This window comes from Pelagicoccus sp. SDUM812003 (assembly GCF_031127815.1).
Taxonomy (GTDB): domain Bacteria; phylum Verrucomicrobiota; class Verrucomicrobiia; order Opitutales; family Opitutaceae; genus Pelagicoccus.
The window spans coordinates 115,467-130,300 of record NZ_JARXHY010000014.1; the positions used below are offsets into that span (position 1 = coordinate 115,467).

The 14,834-nt window shown below is 57.5% G+C and carries 25 protein-coding genes; all 25 read right to left on the reverse strand.

Translation table 11 applies throughout. From position 1 onward, the window contains the following. Positions 1 to 25 precede the first annotated feature (25 nt). Positions 26 to 637, reverse strand: coding sequence for a 30S ribosomal protein S4 (gene rpsD / locus QEH54_RS17560; RefSeq protein ID WP_309020010.1), 612 nt, complete (start codon positions 635 to 637; stop codon positions 26 to 28). 46 nt (positions 638 to 683) lie between these two features. After that, complete coding sequence (gene rpsK / locus QEH54_RS17565; protein WP_345785673.1) at positions 684 to 1,208, reverse strand: 30S ribosomal protein S11; 525 nt, start codon at positions 1,206 to 1,208, stop codon at positions 684 to 686. A gap of 19 nt (positions 1,209 to 1,227) precedes the next feature. After that, a complete protein-coding gene (gene rpsM, locus QEH54_RS17570; RefSeq protein WP_309020011.1) occupies positions 1,228 to 1,599 on the reverse strand; it encodes a 30S ribosomal protein S13 in 372 nt (123 codons plus the stop codon). Positions 1,600 to 1,772: 173 nt separating this feature from the next. Next, positions 1,773 to 3,278 (reverse strand): preprotein translocase subunit SecY, encoded by a 1,506-nt coding sequence (secY, locus tag QEH54_RS17575; RefSeq protein ID WP_309020012.1) that lies wholly within the window; start codon positions 3,276 to 3,278, stop codon positions 1,773 to 1,775. A 33-nt stretch (positions 3,279 to 3,311) separates the two neighbouring features. Next, positions 3,312 to 3,764, reverse strand: a complete 453-nt coding sequence (gene rplO, locus QEH54_RS17580) for a 50S ribosomal protein L15 (protein ID WP_309020013.1) — start codon at positions 3,762 to 3,764, stop codon at positions 3,312 to 3,314. Between the two features lie 25 nt (positions 3,765 to 3,789). Continuing rightward, the gene (gene rpsE, locus QEH54_RS17585) at positions 3,790 to 4,359 is read right to left on the reverse strand and encodes a 30S ribosomal protein S5 (protein ID WP_309020014.1); all 570 of its coding nucleotides are present in this window, start codon (positions 4,357 to 4,359) and stop codon (positions 3,790 to 3,792) included. Positions 4,360 to 4,366: 7 nt separating this feature from the next. After that, positions 4,367 to 4,729 (reverse strand): 50S ribosomal protein L18, encoded by a 363-nt coding sequence (gene rplR, locus QEH54_RS17590; RefSeq protein WP_309020015.1) that lies wholly within the window; start codon positions 4,727 to 4,729, stop codon positions 4,367 to 4,369. A 48-nt stretch (positions 4,730 to 4,777) separates the two neighbouring features. Then, positions 4,778 to 5,311 (reverse strand): 50S ribosomal protein L6, encoded by a 534-nt coding sequence (gene rplF, locus QEH54_RS17595; protein ID WP_309020016.1) that lies wholly within the window; start codon positions 5,309 to 5,311, stop codon positions 4,778 to 4,780. Between the two features lie 15 nt (positions 5,312 to 5,326). Next, a complete protein-coding gene (gene rpsH, locus QEH54_RS17600; RefSeq protein WP_309020017.1) occupies positions 5,327 to 5,722 on the reverse strand; it encodes a 30S ribosomal protein S8 in 396 nt (131 codons plus the stop codon). Between the two features lie 114 nt (positions 5,723 to 5,836). Then, entirely contained in the window at positions 5,837 to 6,142 is a 306-nt protein-coding gene (gene rpsN / locus QEH54_RS17605) for a 30S ribosomal protein S14 (RefSeq protein ID WP_309020018.1), read from the reverse strand. 17 nt (positions 6,143 to 6,159) lie between these two features. Further along, on the reverse strand, positions 6,160 to 6,738 hold the full coding sequence (gene rplE, locus QEH54_RS17610) for a 50S ribosomal protein L5 (protein WP_309020019.1): 579 nt from the start codon (positions 6,736 to 6,738) through the stop codon (positions 6,160 to 6,162). A 78-nt stretch (positions 6,739 to 6,816) separates the two neighbouring features. Then, the gene (rplX, locus tag QEH54_RS17615) at positions 6,817 to 7,068 is read right to left on the reverse strand and encodes a 50S ribosomal protein L24 (protein WP_309020020.1); all 252 of its coding nucleotides are present in this window, start codon (positions 7,066 to 7,068) and stop codon (positions 6,817 to 6,819) included. A gap of 2 nt (positions 7,069 to 7,070) precedes the next feature. Further along, positions 7,071 to 7,436 (reverse strand): 50S ribosomal protein L14, encoded by a 366-nt coding sequence (rplN, locus tag QEH54_RS17620; protein ID WP_309020021.1) that lies wholly within the window; start codon positions 7,434 to 7,436, stop codon positions 7,071 to 7,073. A gap of 20 nt (positions 7,437 to 7,456) precedes the next feature. Next, a complete protein-coding gene (gene rpsQ / locus QEH54_RS17625; protein WP_345785674.1) occupies positions 7,457 to 7,792 on the reverse strand; it encodes a 30S ribosomal protein S17 in 336 nt (111 codons plus the stop codon). 23 nt (positions 7,793 to 7,815) lie between these two features. Beyond that, entirely contained in the window at positions 7,816 to 8,022 is a 207-nt protein-coding gene (gene rpmC / locus QEH54_RS17630; RefSeq protein ID WP_309020022.1) for a 50S ribosomal protein L29, read from the reverse strand. 26 nt (positions 8,023 to 8,048) lie between these two features. After that, on the reverse strand, positions 8,049 to 8,468 hold the full coding sequence (rplP, locus tag QEH54_RS17635; protein WP_309020023.1) for a 50S ribosomal protein L16: 420 nt from the start codon (positions 8,466 to 8,468) through the stop codon (positions 8,049 to 8,051). A 19-nt stretch (positions 8,469 to 8,487) separates the two neighbouring features. Beyond that, complete coding sequence (gene rpsC / locus QEH54_RS17640; RefSeq protein ID WP_345785675.1) at positions 8,488 to 9,111, reverse strand: 30S ribosomal protein S3; 624 nt, start codon at positions 9,109 to 9,111, stop codon at positions 8,488 to 8,490. Between the two features lie 14 nt (positions 9,112 to 9,125). Further along, the gene (gene rplV / locus QEH54_RS17645; protein ID WP_309020024.1) at positions 9,126 to 9,461 is read right to left on the reverse strand and encodes a 50S ribosomal protein L22; all 336 of its coding nucleotides are present in this window, start codon (positions 9,459 to 9,461) and stop codon (positions 9,126 to 9,128) included. Positions 9,462 to 9,482: 21 nt separating this feature from the next. Continuing rightward, complete coding sequence (rpsS, locus tag QEH54_RS17650; protein WP_309020025.1) at positions 9,483 to 9,746, reverse strand: 30S ribosomal protein S19; 264 nt, start codon at positions 9,744 to 9,746, stop codon at positions 9,483 to 9,485. Between the two features lie 16 nt (positions 9,747 to 9,762). After that, positions 9,763 to 10,617 carry a 50S ribosomal protein L2 gene (gene rplB, locus QEH54_RS17655; RefSeq protein WP_309020026.1) on the reverse strand — a complete coding sequence of 285 codons (855 nt, stop codon included), beginning with the start codon at positions 10,615 to 10,617 and terminating at the stop codon, positions 9,763 to 9,765. 20 nt (positions 10,618 to 10,637) lie between these two features. Then, positions 10,638 to 10,928 (reverse strand): 50S ribosomal protein L23, encoded by a 291-nt coding sequence (rplW, locus tag QEH54_RS17660; protein WP_309020027.1) that lies wholly within the window; start codon positions 10,926 to 10,928, stop codon positions 10,638 to 10,640. Beyond that, complete coding sequence (gene rplD, locus QEH54_RS17665; RefSeq protein ID WP_309020028.1) at positions 10,925 to 11,557, reverse strand: 50S ribosomal protein L4; 633 nt, start codon at positions 11,555 to 11,557, stop codon at positions 10,925 to 10,927. The genes rplW and rplD overlap by 4 nt, the downstream gene beginning before the upstream one ends. A 17-nt stretch (positions 11,558 to 11,574) precedes the next feature. Next, the gene (rplC, locus tag QEH54_RS17670; RefSeq protein ID WP_309020029.1) at positions 11,575 to 12,213 is read right to left on the reverse strand and encodes a 50S ribosomal protein L3; all 639 of its coding nucleotides are present in this window, start codon (positions 12,211 to 12,213) and stop codon (positions 11,575 to 11,577) included. Between the two features lie 105 nt (positions 12,214 to 12,318). Continuing rightward, positions 12,319 to 12,627: a 30S ribosomal protein S10 gene (gene rpsJ, locus QEH54_RS17675; RefSeq protein WP_309020030.1), complete on the reverse strand. Its 309-nt coding sequence runs from the start codon at positions 12,625 to 12,627 to the stop codon at positions 12,319 to 12,321. A gap of 24 nt (positions 12,628 to 12,651) precedes the next feature. Continuing rightward, the gene (fusA, locus tag QEH54_RS17680) at positions 12,652 to 14,742 is read right to left on the reverse strand and encodes an elongation factor G (protein ID WP_309020064.1); all 2,091 of its coding nucleotides are present in this window, start codon (positions 14,740 to 14,742) and stop codon (positions 12,652 to 12,654) included. Positions 14,743 to 14,834: the final 92 nt, after the last annotated feature.

A 14,834-nucleotide genomic window follows, 5' to 3' on the forward strand; every position in this document is an offset into this window, starting at 1 on the left:
AGAGTGAGATGATAAACAATCGCGATTAGAAGCGGCTGTAGAACTCTACGATGAGCTGCTCGTTGATGCTTTGCTCGAGCTCTTCACGGTTCGGCAAGCGATTGACGGTACCGCGGAAAGCTTCGTCCTGACGGGTCATCCAGTCGGGTACGTTGCGCAGTCGATTCGCTTCCATGTTGCGAGTGGCGAGCTGACGGGAAGAGGTGGTATTGCGCACTTCAATCTCATCGCCTGGCTTTACCTGGAAGCTAGGGATGTCGACCTTCTGACCATTCACCAGCACATGGCCGTGGTTTACGAACTGGCGGGACGCCTTGCGGGTCTTGGTGAAGCCAAGCAGGTAAACGATGCTATCCAAACGCGTCTCGAGGAGCTGAAGGAAGATGGTACCCGTCACCCCGCGCTGCGCCTTGGCGCGATCGAAGGTGCGACGGAACTGCTTTTCCATCAGACCGTACATGAAGCGCAGCTTCTGCTTTTCGCCCAAGCCGATCGAATACTCGGACTGCTTGCGACGCAGACGCGGACCGTGCTGGCCGGGTGGATAGTTGCGCTTTTCGAGAGACTTGTTGGAGCCGAAAATGGGCTGACCGAAACGTCTGCTGATCTTGGTAGTTGGACCGGTATAGCGAGCCATGAGATCTAGATATAAAGATTAACGATTGATGCGAACGCCATGCGCACTAGACGCGGCGACGCTTGGGTGGACGGCAGCCGTTGTGAGGAATGGGAGTGGAGTCCGTGATGGAAGAGATCTCCAAGCCGAGAGTCTGGAAGGCGCGGATCGCGGAATCGCGGCCCATGCCAGGACCCTTCACTTCGATGTACACTTCCTTCAGGCCGTGGGCCATGGCGGCCTTGGCCGCGTTCTGGGCGACGACCTGAGCAGCGTAGGCGGTGGACTTGCGAGAGCCGCGGAAGTTCATCTTGCCCGCGCTCGCCCACGAAACGGTGTTACCCTTGAGGTCGGTGATGGTGACGATGGTATTGTTGAACGTAGCGCTCACCTTGGCGATGCCGGTGGTGACGTTCTTGCTACCCTTCGCTTTGCGAATCTTGAGATCGCCGATTTCTTCCTTAAGAAGATCCTGAGCGGTTGGTTGCTTCTTAACACCACCAACAAGCTCTTCGACCGCTTCCGCAGCCTTCGCTTCCCCTTCGGGAGCTTCCTTCACTTCTTCTTCAGCTTGAACGTTTTCTTCAGCCATGACTAATAGTTCCTATCTTCTACTTGCGGAGCGAGCCCACGGTCTTGAGTTTGCCCTTGCGGGTGCGGGCATTGGTCTTGGTACGCTGACCACGAACCGGCAGACCACGACGATGACGCAGTCCGCGATAGCAATTGATCGCCTGGAGACGCTTCATGCTAGCGGTGAGTTCGCGACGAAGATCGCCTTCGACGACGAACTGAAGCTCTTGGATCTTCGCCATGATCGCGTTGATCTGCTCTTCGTTCAGCTCCTTGGCGCGCATGTCCGGATCGATGCCGGTTTCCGCGAGGATTCTCTTGGAGCGGGTTGGGCCAATTCCGTAAATGTAACGGAGAGAGTACTCGAGCTTCTTATTGGCTGGAATGTCTACGCCTAGGATACGTGGCATGGTGTTCTAGCAAGTTTTTGGTTAAAAAGTGTTTGTGAATTGTGAAGCGTCAGAGACGCGCGATTTGAGCGAATGCCCGAGATACGAAAAGAGGGGGGACGAATTTCAGCCGTGCGCGAGGCGCAAGGAAAAAAGAGCAACGAAATGACCCCTCATAATCATAAAGTAAAGAATTAATTTGTTGCGTATTGCAGGAAATAAGCGATCAGGCCGACTGCTCCGATTCCCAAAACGACTGCGTAGAGCATTCCGACGTTCTTGAGATCGGTCGCCTCGCCGAGAGCGCTCTGGGCGCCGCGGGTTTGGCTGCGCCCGCGGATGCGTCCCTTTTTCAGGAACCCGTCGTAGTGACGCTGCAGCAAGTGAGTTTCGATCTGCTTCATGGTGTCGAGAGCGACACCGACCGTGATAAGCATTCCGGTACCGCCAAAGAAGATGGCCACTCGCATCGGAATGTCGTAAGCAAAAAGAAGCACATCCGGGAAAACGGAGATGATCGTCAGGAAGATCGCCCCTGCGAGCGTCAAGCGAGTCATCACGAAGTCGAGGAACTTGGCAGTGGGCTGGCCAGGGCGAACGCCCGGCACGTACCCGCCGTACTTCTTGAGGTCGTCAGCGATCTGGATCGGGCGAAACATCACGGAAACCCAGAAGTAGCTGAAGAAAAGAATCATCAAACCGAAGACCACGTAGTAGGTGACCGAACCGCGCACCAGGTAGTTCGCCACGTCCACCAACCAAGGCAGGTCGAGAGCGGCTCCAATCTGCGAGATGATCTGCTGCGGAAACGCCAGCAAGGCCGAGGCGAAAATGACCGGCATCACACCGGAGTAGTTGACCTTAAGCGGCATGAACGAGCTCTGCCCGCCATACACTTTGCGACCTACCACCCGCTTGGCGTACTGCACTGGAATCTTGCGCACCGCTTGGATGACCATGATCAGGCCCGCGGTGACCACCAGCAACAGAGCGGCGAGCAGAATACCATGGCCGAACACCAGCTTTTGCACGCCTACCGGACCGAAGAACAAGTCGTAGGTCGCCTGAGCCGCTCCAGGGAGGTCGGCAATGATGCCCACCGTGATCAAAATAGAGATACCGTTGCCAATGCCCAGCTTGGTGATCTGCTCCCCGATCCACATCAGCAGCACCGTCCCCGCTGTGAGGAAGATGGTCGAGGTGATCAGGAACCAAATCTTGTCGATGATGACGATCTGCCCGTAGACGTCAGTGGAGAAGCCCTGGAACAAGGTGCCCGGATTCTGCAAACCGAGAATCAGCAGCACCGCCTGGACGGCGCAGATGACTACGGTAGCGTATCGGGTGTATTGATTGAGCTTCTGACGTCCGGACTCCCCTTCCTGCTGCAATCGAGCCAGGGCCGGAAAGACGGCCCCCATCAACTGGAATATGATGGACGCCGAGATGTACGGCATGATGCCCAGCGCGAACACCGCGCCGCGCAGAAAGGCGCCACCGGTGAACATGTTGTACAGCCCCACCAAACTGCCTCCGCCGGACGCGGTCTGCTCCGCGAAGTAATCCTGAAGCGGTTTCATGTCGAGACCGGGCAACGGGATGTTGGCGCCGATTCGAGCGATGAAGAGCAACGAGAGCATCATGAAGATGCGCTGGCGAAGCTCAGGGATCTTAAGACAGTTGGTGAACGCGGAAAGCATGCCTAGGGGAGTGGGAGTGTCTGAGAAAAAACCTTAAGAGGCTGCGACGATCGCCTCGCCGCCGGCCTTCTCGATCTTTTCCTTAGCGGATGCGGAGAACTTGTCTGCCGAGATCTTGATCGCTTTGCTCAGTTCGCCCTCGCCGAGGATTTTGAGAGGCTTGTCGTTCAAGCGAACCAGACCGGCGACCGCCAGCGCGTCGCGATCAACCACCTCGACCGAATCGTCTATCTTGGAGAGGTCGCCAACGTTCACGGTTTCGTATTCGGTGCGGAAGTTCTTGTTGTTGAAGCCGCGAATCGGAAGACGGCGGAAGATTGGCATCTGACCGCCTTCGAAGCCGATGCGGATGCTGCCGCCGGAGCGAGCGGTCTGGCCCTTGCCGCCGCGACCGGAAGTCTTACCGTGACCTCCGCCTTCGCCGCAACCGACGCGCTTGCGACGATGCGTGGCGCCTTTTACATTAGATAGTTTGTGGAGTCTCATTGTGAGGGTTCCTTCCAAATTGGGTTTAGCCACGAAGACGCTTATAGTCTTCGTAGGTCTTGAGCTTCTTGAGACCGTCGAGCGTAGCGAGGACGATCGCGTTTGGATTGTTGGAGCCGAGGGACTTGGTGAGCACGTTCTGCACGCCAGCCGCTTCGAGCACGGCGCGAACGCCGCCGCCGGCGATGATGCCGGTACCGGTGGTGGCTGGACGTAGGAGAACCTTGCCGCCGTCGAATTCGCCCAGCACCTCGTGCGGGATGGTGTCGCCCTTGAGCTTCACCGGCTGGAGCAGCTTGCGGGCTTGCTCGGTGCCCTTGCGGATCGCTTCGGGAACTTCGTTGGCCTTGCCGTAGCCGATGCCGACCTGCCCCTCCTGGTCGCCTGCGACCACCAGAGCGGAGAAACTGAAGCGACGGCCACCCTTAACGACCTTGGCGCAACGATTGATGAAGACCACCTTCTCGGTGATGTTGTCGTCTTCCTTCTCTTCGCGGCGGTTGTCGCGACGACCGCGAGGGCCACGCGGACCACGGGGGCTGTTGCCTCCACGAGGGTTGCCACCACGGTTTTGATTTTGCTGTGAAGTCATCATAGGGCTATTAGAAGTTGAGGCCTGCTTCGCGAGCGGCGTCTGCGAATGTTTTAACACAACCGTGGTACTTGCGGCCGTTGCGGTCGAATACCACCTTCTCGATGCCGGCTGCCTTGGCCTTTTCGCCGAACGCCTTGCCGAGAGCGGCTGCTCCAGCGGAGTTCGCCTTGAGGTTCTGCTCGCGCAGCTCCTTGCCCAAAGTGGAGACGAAAGCGAGGGTCGCGCCCTGCTCGTCGTCGATGGCCTGAGCGTAGATGTGCTTGTTGCTGAGGTGAAGGCTGAGTCTCGGGCGCTCTGGCGTGCCGACAACCTTGCGGCGAATGCGCCAGCGGCGCTTCTGAGCGAGCTCGTTTTTCTTTTGAATTTTCATCTGGTAACTCTCTTTCCTGAGTTAGCTGTTCAAGCTAAGCCGGTCCTATTAGACAGACTTGCCCTCCTTGCGGATTACGTGTTCGCCAACGATGCGAACGCCCTTGCCCTTGTAAGGCTCTGCAGGAGCGAACTTCTTGATGGAAGCCGCAGCCTGGCCGACCATGTGCTTGTCGATGCCGGAAACCTTCAGCTTGGTGCTGCCATCCATGGTGATGGTGACGCCTTCGGGCACTTCGTAGTCGATGTCGTGAGAGAAGCCTAGCTTCAGGTTGAGGACCTTGCCCTTCAGGTTAGCTCCGAAACCGACGCCATTGATCTCCAAGTCCTTGGAGTAGCCTTCGACCACGCCTTGCACCATGTTCGCGACGATGGAACGGGCGGTGCCGTACATGGAGTTGGCGAAGCGGGTGCTGTCCGCCGGGCTGACCTTGATCTCGTTGTCTTCAACAACGAACGAGGCCGCTGCGTTGAAAGTCTTTTCTAGCTTTCCCTTGGGTCCTTCCACCTTGACGGTATTTCCGTCGACGGCGACCTTGACGCCAGCTGGGATAGCAACTGGTAGTTTACCGATTCTGCTCATTGCGGATGTCCTTTCTTACCAAACGTTGCAGATGAGCTCGCCGCCGAGCTTGTTGCGGCGGGCGTCGCGGTCCTTCATCACGCCCTTAGGGGTGGTGAGGATGCAGACTCCGAGGCCGTTGAGAACGCGGGGGATGTCGCTGCTTTTAGCGTAGAGGCGAAGTCCCGGCTTGGAGACGCGCTCGATGCCGTTGATGGAGGGCTCGCCGTCCACGTACTTGAGGCCAATTTCGAGGGTCTTGTGCCCCTTTTCGTCCTGGCCTTCCTTCACTTCCTTGACGAAACCTTCGTCGAGGAGAATTTTGGCGATGGCCGCCTTGAGCTTCGAATGCGGGGCCACGCAGATGTCCTTGTTGGCCGCCGACGCATTACGAACGCGCGTTAAGAAGTCGCTGATTGGATCAGTGTGCATACTTGATTAATTGGTTGAAGAGCCGAGCGATATCCAAACTCCCGGCTCGAGGTGTACTTTTGAAAGAAGCGGAGGATTTGATCGGGTTTTATCGATTCGTCAATGATGAAGCGACTACCAGGACGACTTCGTCACGCCCGGGATCTTTCCTTGGAGGGCGAGCTCGCGGAAAGTGAGGCGGGAAAGTCCGTAGCGGCGCAGGTAGGCGCGAGGACGGCCGGTGACATTGCAACGGTTCTTGATGCGTACCGGGGAGGAGTTGCGCGGCAGCTTGCAGAGCTTGCGCTGCGCTTCGTAGAATTCTTCGTCGGTGCTGTCCGGGCTGGCGAGGATCGCCTTGAGGGTCGCGCGCTTTTCGGCGTACTTGGCGACGAGACGTTCGCGCTTCTTGTTGCGGGCAATTGATGATTTCTTAGCCATATGTCTAAAATGCGGGATTAAGCTGCGGTTTCCTCTGTCTTCTTTTCCTGCTTGCGGAACGGCATGCCGAGCAGGGTGAGCAGCTCCTTGCCTTCCTCGTTGGTCTTTGCGGTGGTGACGATGGTGAACTCGAGACCGGACTGGTACTTCACGCTGTCGGTATTGATTTCCGGGAAGATCGTCAGGTCGGTGATGCCGAGGGAGTAGTTTCCGTTTCCGTCGAAGCGGGAATGCACCCCACGGAAGTCGCGAATGGAGGGAAGACCGACCGCGAGCAAGCGATAGAGGAAGTCCCACATGCGAGCGCCACGGAGCGTGACCTTGCAGCCGATGGGCATGCCTTCGCGGAGCTTGAAGTTCGCGATGCTCTTGCGAGCGTAGGTGCGAACGGCAGCCTGGCCGGCGATGGCGCTGAGGTTCTTAACCGCCTCTTCGAGGACGGACTTGTCTGCGGAAGCGTTCACGCCGATGTTCAGAACGACCTTTTCGATCTGAGGGATCTGCATGTCGTTCGTGTAGCCGAGGGCCTTCTTGAGGCCTGGGGCGACCACATCGCTGTAGTACTTCTTGAGTGCTGGAGTTTCTTGAGAGCTCATTGGTTTTTACGTATCCGGATTTCCGACCCGAATATCTTGGTTCTCGGTGTCTTGTTTAGACGGAGTTTATAATAGTGGTTACTTGGAGCGACGGGCGTCCCACTTGGTGGCGGCCATCAGATTGGAGACGTGGATGGAGCCTTCGCGTTCGACGATGGCGCCTTCCGGCTTCTCTTCCGACTTCTTCTCGTGACGCTTGATCATCATCAAGCCTTCGACGATGGCGCGGTCCTTCTTGGGGAGCAGCTGCAGCACCTTGCCGCGCTTGCCCTTTTCCTTGCCAGTGAGGACGATCACTTCGTCGCCCTTTTTGATGTGTGTCTTAGCCATCTTTAGAGTACCTCCGGAGCGAGGGATACGATCTTCATGAACTTCTTGTTACGGAGTTCGCGAGCCACTGGGCCGAAGATGCGGGTTCCCTTTGGGTTGCCGTTGTTGTCGAGAATCACGATGGCGTTGGAGTCGAAGCGCAGGTAGCTGCCATCCTTGCGACGGATGGGAGCCTTGGTGCGAACGACCACGGCCTTCACGACGGTCCCCTTCTTCACGGAGGAGTCGACGGAGGCTTCCTTGATGTTGACGACGATAACGTCGCCCACGCCAGCGGTTTTCTTGTTCTGTCCGAGACGGCGGATCATGTGAGCGCTCTTGGCGCCGGTGTTGTCCGCGATCTGTAGTGATGAACGTAGTTGAATCATGGTTTGCTGACCTCTCTATGCTATGCTTCGACGCCGGATTCCGCTGCGTGGGCTTCCTGTTCCGCTTCCACTTCGGCGAGCGTCTTCTTGCCGAGCATCGGAGCGCGCTCGATCACGCTGACCAGACGCCAGCGCTTGAGGCGGCTGATGGGGCGAGTTTCCATGATCTCCACCTTGTCGCCGAGGCGAGCGGTGTTTTCTTCGTCATGGACGTGAACGACGGTCTTGCGGTTGATCACCTTGCGATAGCGCGGGTGAGGAATCTTGTAGCTGTAGGTCACCTTGATGGACTTGTTGCCCATGACGCTGGTGACCATGCCGATGAGGTCTTTTCTGCTGTTACGTGAATTTTCCATAGCCTTGTTTTACCGGGTATAGGTTAGGCAGTCTGCTTTTCGGCTTTCAGCTTTTGGGAGCGAATGGTTTCCATGCGAGCGATGTCCTTGCGCAGGGCAGTGATCTCATGGGTCTTCTCTACTTGGCCAGTCTGCTTCTTGAGACGGAGTTCGAGGAGCTGCTCGCGAGAGTCGCGGGCCTTCTTCTCGAGCTCTGCAAGGGAAAGTTCTCTGATGTCTTTGGTCTTCATTTCGATCGGTTTCCTTTCCGTGACGATTAATCGCGATCGCGCTCGATGAAGCGCGTGCGGAACGGGATCTTGGCGTCCGCCAACGACATGGCTTGTCGAGCGACCGCGATGGGCACCCCGGCGAGCTCGAACAGGACGACGCCTGGCTTGACTGCGGCGACGTAGTGGTCGACCGGTCCCTTACCCTTACCCATACGGGTTTCGAGCGGCTTCTTGGTGATCGGCTTATGAGGGAAGACGCGGATCCAGAGTTTGCCCTTACGCTTCATGTGGCGAGTGATCGCGACACGAGCGGCTTCGATCTGACGGCCGGTGAAGTGGCCTCGGTCGAGGGCTTGGATAGCGAAATCGCCGAACGCGATGGTGTCGCCACCCTTCGCGTTTCCGCGAAGGCGACCCTTCATTACCTTACGGTACTTTGTACGTGATGGTGTTAGTGGTGGCATGGCTTGTTACCCTTTCCGCTTAGTCTTCCTTGTTGAATACCCAGCACTTGATACCGATGATTCCGTACACGGTGCTGGCTTCCGCTGTGCCGTAGTCGATGTCTTCGCGCAGCGTGTGCAGAGGCACGGAGCCCTGACGCTGAACTTCGGTGCGGGCGATGTCCGCGCCACCGAGACGGCCTGCGACTTGAATCTTGATTCCGTTGGCGCCGAGCGACATGGCCATCTGGACGGCCTTCTTCATGGCGCGACGGAACGAAATGCGACGCTCCAGCTGGAGGGCCACGTTCTCGGCGATGAGGGTGGCGTCGAGCTCGGGCTTCTTGACTTCCTGGATGTCGAGGAGGATCTCCTTGCCGGTGGCCTTGGAGAGCTCTTCCTTGATCTTCTCGATCTCCTGACCCTTGCGTCCGATGACGATACCTGGGCGGGCGGTGAAGATCTTGACGCGGACGCGAGCGGAAGCGCGCTCGATGAAGATGCGCGGCACGCTGGCGTACTTGAGCTTCTCCATCAGCTTGGTGCGGATGATGTGGTCCTCGTAGAGGGTGTCGGCGAAATCGTTCTTGCGTGCGAACCAGCGGGACTGCCAGTTGCGGTTAACGGCGAGACGGAATCCGATCGGATGTGTTTTTTGACCCATGTGTAGTAATTCCTTTAGGCGTTATCAGACAGAACGATGCGGATGTGGGACATGCGCTTCTTGCGGCGGGCTACGCCGCCACGAGCGGCAGCCTTGAAGCGCTTGAGCGCTGGGCCTTGCTCGACGGTTGCCGATTCGACGACCAGAGAGTCGCCGGAAAGGTCGTGGTTGTTTTCCGCGTTTGCGATAGCGGACTGCAGCGTCTTGGAGAGAAGGAAAGCCGACTTGCGGGGGATGAACTTGAGCAGTTCGAGAGCCGCGTTGGCATTCTTTCCACGAATCGCGCGAGCCACTTCGATCACTTTCTTAGGCGACATTCGGGCGTATTTGGTACGTGCTTGTACTTGCATTGCTAGGTGCTCCTTTCGCGACTACTTCTTGCTGCCACCGTGGGCCTTGAAAGTGCGAGTCTGCGAGAACTCGCCCAACTTGTGGCCAACCATGTTTTCGGTCACGTGGACAGGAATGAACATCTTGCCGTTGTGTACGTTGATGTTGAGACCGACAAACTCAGGAGTGATGGTGGAACGGCGGGACCAGGTCTGGATCGGCTTGCGATCGTTGCTGGCTTGGGCTGCGTCTACCTTCTTCTGAAGACTGGGGTCGATGAAATATCCTTTTTTTGCTGAACGCATTTTCTCGTTTCCTCGCTTATCGGTTCTTCATTTTCCGTCCGTTACGGCGGACGAGGATGAGGCTGTTGCTCTCCTTGGACTTGCGACGGGTTGGGAAGCCCTTCGCGAGCTGACCCCATGGGGAAACCAGCATCTGACGACCACCGCCGCCCTTGGACTTCGCTTCACCACCACCGTTGGGGTGATCGACCGGATTCATGACCACACCGCGAACGCGAGGACGCTTGCCGAGCCAGCGGCTACGACCCGCCTTGCCGATCACGACGTTCTTACGCTCGGCGTTGCCGACGATGCCGACGGTGGCCAGACACTTCTTGCTCACCAAACGGATTTCGCCGGACGGCATCTTGATCTGAGCGGAGTCGCCATCGATACCGATGAGTTCCACTGCGTTGCCAGCTGCGCGAGCGATCTGAGCGCCCTTGCCGGGCAGCAGCTCGACCGCGTGGATCTTGGTGGCAGGAGGGATGAATTCGAGCGGCATGGCGTTGCCTGGCTCGAAAGCGATCATCTTCTGCGATGAGAGAATGGTATCGCCTACCTTGACACCGGCGGGAGCGACCACGTAACGCTTTTCGCCATCAGCGTATGCCAAGAGGGCGATGTAAGCGCTGCGATTCGGATCGTACTCGATCGCCTGGATCTTGGCAGGGATATCGAACTTGTTGCGCTTGAAGTCGATGGAGCGGTAGAGCTGCTTGTGGCCTCCGCCGCGGCGACGCATGGTGATGCGACCGTAGCAGTTGCGACCAGCCTTTTTGCCCTTGGACTTGGTCAGAGCCTTCTCGGGGCGCTTGTTCGTGACGTCCTTAACTTGGATTGCCGCGAAGCGCTGAGTCGGGGTGACGGGATTGAAACTCTTGATAGCCATTTCGAATGATCTCCTTTGTCTTATGCAGTGAGGTCGATGGCGTCACCCTGCTTGAGCGTTACGATAGCCTTCTTGAAACCGGAACCGCGAGAGGCCTTGCCAGTCTTGCGGTTGCGGCTCGGCTTGCCGACCTGATTGATTACGTTGACGCGCTTGACGGTCACATCGAAGACCTTCTCAACCGCAGCCTTGATGGAGCCCTTGTTGGCTTCCTTGAAAACTTCGAGAGTGTACTGGCCAATCTCGGAGGACTGAAGGTTGGATTTTTCAGTCAAGCGAACTGATTTGATGACTTTATCTGGCTGGATCATTTCGAGCCTCCTTTCGCGCGCTCGATCAGCGCTTCGAGAGCTGCACGCGTTGCGATGATTGTCTTGAACTGGCAGAGTTCCGTTACGCTGATGTAGGGAGCTTCTTCCAGGGCCACGCCGGCGAGGTTGCGCAGGGCGAGGATGGCGGTGTCGGAGAATTCCTTGTCGATAACCAGCACCTTGCCTTCGGGAGCGATGCCGCGAACGAGCTTGCTGCCTTCCTTCGCCTTGGGGGCGAGGTCGAGGGATTCGATGACAACGATCGACTCGTCAGCGACGCGATCGAAAAGAGCGCGGCTGAACGCGAGGGATTTCACCTTCTTGTTGATCTTCTTGGAGTAGTCGCGAGGACGTGGGCCGAAGACGATACCGCCGCCAACCCAGATTGGGGAGCGATTGGAGCCGGCGCGAGCGCGGCCGGTGCCCTTCTGGCGCCAGGGCTTCTTGCCACCGCCGCGGACTTCGCCGCGAGTCTTGGTGCTAGCGCTGCCTTGACGATTGTTCGCCGCCTGAGCGACGACGACTTCCTTGACAGCCTGTACGCCCTTGTCGTCTTCGAAAACGGGAAGTCCTTCGAATTCCGCTTCGCCGTTGGCGCTGCCGTCGTTGTTGAAAAGTTTAAGCTTCATGGTCGATCAGTCCTCCCTTATTTCTTGGCCTTGATCGCGGAGCGGATCATGACGGTGTCGCCATTGGCGCCCGGCACGCTGCCCTTGACCAAAATGAGGTTCTTCTCGGCGTCGATCTGAACGATTTCGAGATTTTGAATAGTGCGTTGCTTGGCGCCCATGTGACCTGGCATCTTCTGGTTCTTGAAAACGTGTCCTGGCCATTGGCAGAGACCGATAGAACCGATGCGGCGGTGGAACATGGAGCCGTGAGAAGCGGGACCGCCCTTGGTGTTGAAACGCTTCATAACACCGGCGAAGCCCTTACCCTTGGTGGCGCCGATCACGTCGACCTTCTTGCCGACTTCGAACTTGCTCACGTCGAGCACGTTGCCTGGGTTCGCTTCGATAGCGTCTGCGCTGCGCACCTCGCGAATGATGCGGGGAGCGTTGGCGACGCCAGCTTTCTTAGCATGGCCAAGAGCCGCCTTGCTGGCGTTCTTGTCCTTCTTGGCGCCGAAACCGATCTGGATGGCATTGTATCCGTCGGATTCGACTGTCTTGACTTGGAGAACCGGGCAGGGACCAGCCTGCAGCACGGTGACAGGAACAACCTCGTTGTCGCTGCCATAAACCTGGGTCATGCCCAGCTTTTTGCCTAATAGCGTATAGTTCATAGTTCTAAGAGGTAGGTGAAGGCGGCTGCCTTCGTTTTTATTAGACCCACATTAGCGCCCGACCTTCGTGGTCAGGCGAAATTCTGTCTGTTAGGTGTCGCTCTCTTAAACGTTGATGGTGATGTCGACGCCGGAAGGAAGGTTGAGCTTCTTCAGTTCGTCAACTGTTTGAGCAGTTGGCTCGATAATATCCAGCAAGCGCTTGTGCGTGCGGATTTCGAATTGCTCCATGGACTTCTTGTCCACGTGAGGGGAGCGGTTAACGGAAACCTTCTCGATTCGCGTCGGAAGCGGCACGGGGCCCGATACGCGAGCGCCGGAGCGCTTTGCGGTATCCACGATTTCTGACGCGGACTGATCGATCACTCGATAGTCGAAACCTTGAAGTCTGATGCGGATTTTTTGTCCAGTCATGTTCGTTCGGTAGAAAGTTGCGGCCTAGTAAAGCAAGCCTTGGTTCACAATGGTTTGGAGGACGTTTGCTGGAACCTGCTCGAAGTGAGACGGCTCCATTGTGTAACTTGCACGGCCCTTGGAGAGGGAGCGTACATCCGTCGCGTAGCCGAACATGGTTTCGAGCGGCACGCTGGCGGATATGATCGCGAGGTCACCTTTCGCTTCCATATTCTGGATATGGCCGCGACGGCGATTGAGGTCGCCGATGACGTCGCCTTGAAATTCGTCTGGAGTGGAGACTTCCACCTTCATGATGGGCTCGAGCAGGACTGCTCCCGCTTTTTGCAAAGCGTCCTTGAGGGCGAAAATGCCCGCCATCTTGAAAGCGGCCTCGGAGGAGTCCACTTCGTGAAAGGAGCCGTCGAGAATGCGTACTTTGATGTCAACGACAGGATAGCTGGCCACCACGCCGTTGCGGCAGGCTTCCTTGATGCCATCCATGGTGGGCTTGATGAATTCCTTGGGAATGGAGCCGCCCACGATCTCGTTGACGACCTCGATGCCCTTCCCTGCTTCCTGCGGCTCGATTTCGATAACGGCATGACCGTACTGGCCCTTGCCGCCGGACTGGCGGATGAACTTGCCCTCGCCCGGAGCCTTCTTGGTGATGGTTTCGCGGTACGCGATCTGCGGCTTGCCAGAGTTGGCGCCGACCTTGAACTCGCGGAACAGACGATCGCGAATGATTTCCAGGTGCAGTTCGCCCATACCGGAAATGATCGTCTGGCCCGTCTCCTCGTTGGTCTTCACCACGAACGTCGGATCCTCCTCGGAGAGGCGACCGAGACCGAGCGACATCTTCTCCTGGTCGGCCTTGGTCTTCGGCTCGATGGACATGGAGATGACCGGCTCGGGGAACGTGGGAGGTTCGAGGGCTACATCGTATGACTTGTCGGCCAAAGTATCGCCCGTCGCCACATTCTTGATACCAACCAAAGCGCAGATATCGCCAGAGCGAACCACCTCGAGGTCCTCGCGCGTGTCGGCTTTCATTTGCAGAATGCGACTCACGCGCTCGCTCTTGCGGGTACGCGGGTTGTAGAGAACGTCGCCCTTTTTGATGGTACCGCTGTATACTCTGATGAATACCAGTTTTCCGACGTAGGGATCGCTCCAAAGCTTGAAGGCCAAGGCGCTGGATTTGCCGGCGTCATCGGCTTCGATGTCGACCAGGCTTTCGTCGTCGGCATGGCCAACCATCGGCGGCATGTCTAGCGGGCTCGGAAGGTAGTTGACCACCGCGTCGAGCACGCTCTGCACGCCCTTGTTCTTGAAAGCGGATCCAGGAATGACACCAACGAACTTAAGAGCGATCGTCGCCTTGCGGATGGCCAGCACCAGCTTCTCGACAGTGATCTCCTCTCCGCCCAAGTAAGCTTCGGCCAGTTCGTCGTCATGTTCGGCTACCGCCTCGATGAGCGACTCGCGAGCGGCGGCGACTTCCTCAGCCATGTCGGCGGGAATATCGATATCGATGGTGTTCACGCCCATGGGGTCCGATTCGTCGAAGCGAAACGCCTTGTTGCGCACCAGGTCGACGAGTCCGGAGAAGCCCTCTTCCGCCCCAATGTTCAGGAAAAGCGGATGAGCGTTGGCTCCGAGCTTCTTGCGCATGTCCTCGACCGCGCCCATGAAGTTGGCGCCGATGCGGTCCATCTTGTTGATGAACGCGATGCGCGGCACCTTGTACTTGTCCGCCTGACGCCAGACCGTTTCGGACTGAGGCTGCACGCCTGCGACGGCGCAGAAAACAGCCACCGCTCCGTCGAGAACGCGCAGCGAGCGCTCTACCTCAGCGGTGAAATCGACATGCCCCGGGGTGTCTATGATGTTGATCAGGTGATCAACGTTCTCAAGGGGGCCAAAGCGGGCTTTCCAATGACAGGAAATGGCGGCGGAGGTGATAGTGATCCCGCGCTCGCGCTCCTGCTCCATGAAGTCCGTGACCGCGTTGCCGTCGTGGACTTCACCGATTTTATGAACAACGCCCGTGTAATAGAGGATTCGTTCCGTAGTCGTGGTCTTCCCGGCATCGATATGCGCTGCAATACCGATGTTACGCATCCACTCCATCGGCACCGGTCTGTCGGCGCCGTTTCGTGGCGAATGCTCTGTGAGGGAGACTGACATTTACAAAGAACAAAACAGTAGGCCGGGAGCGGAAA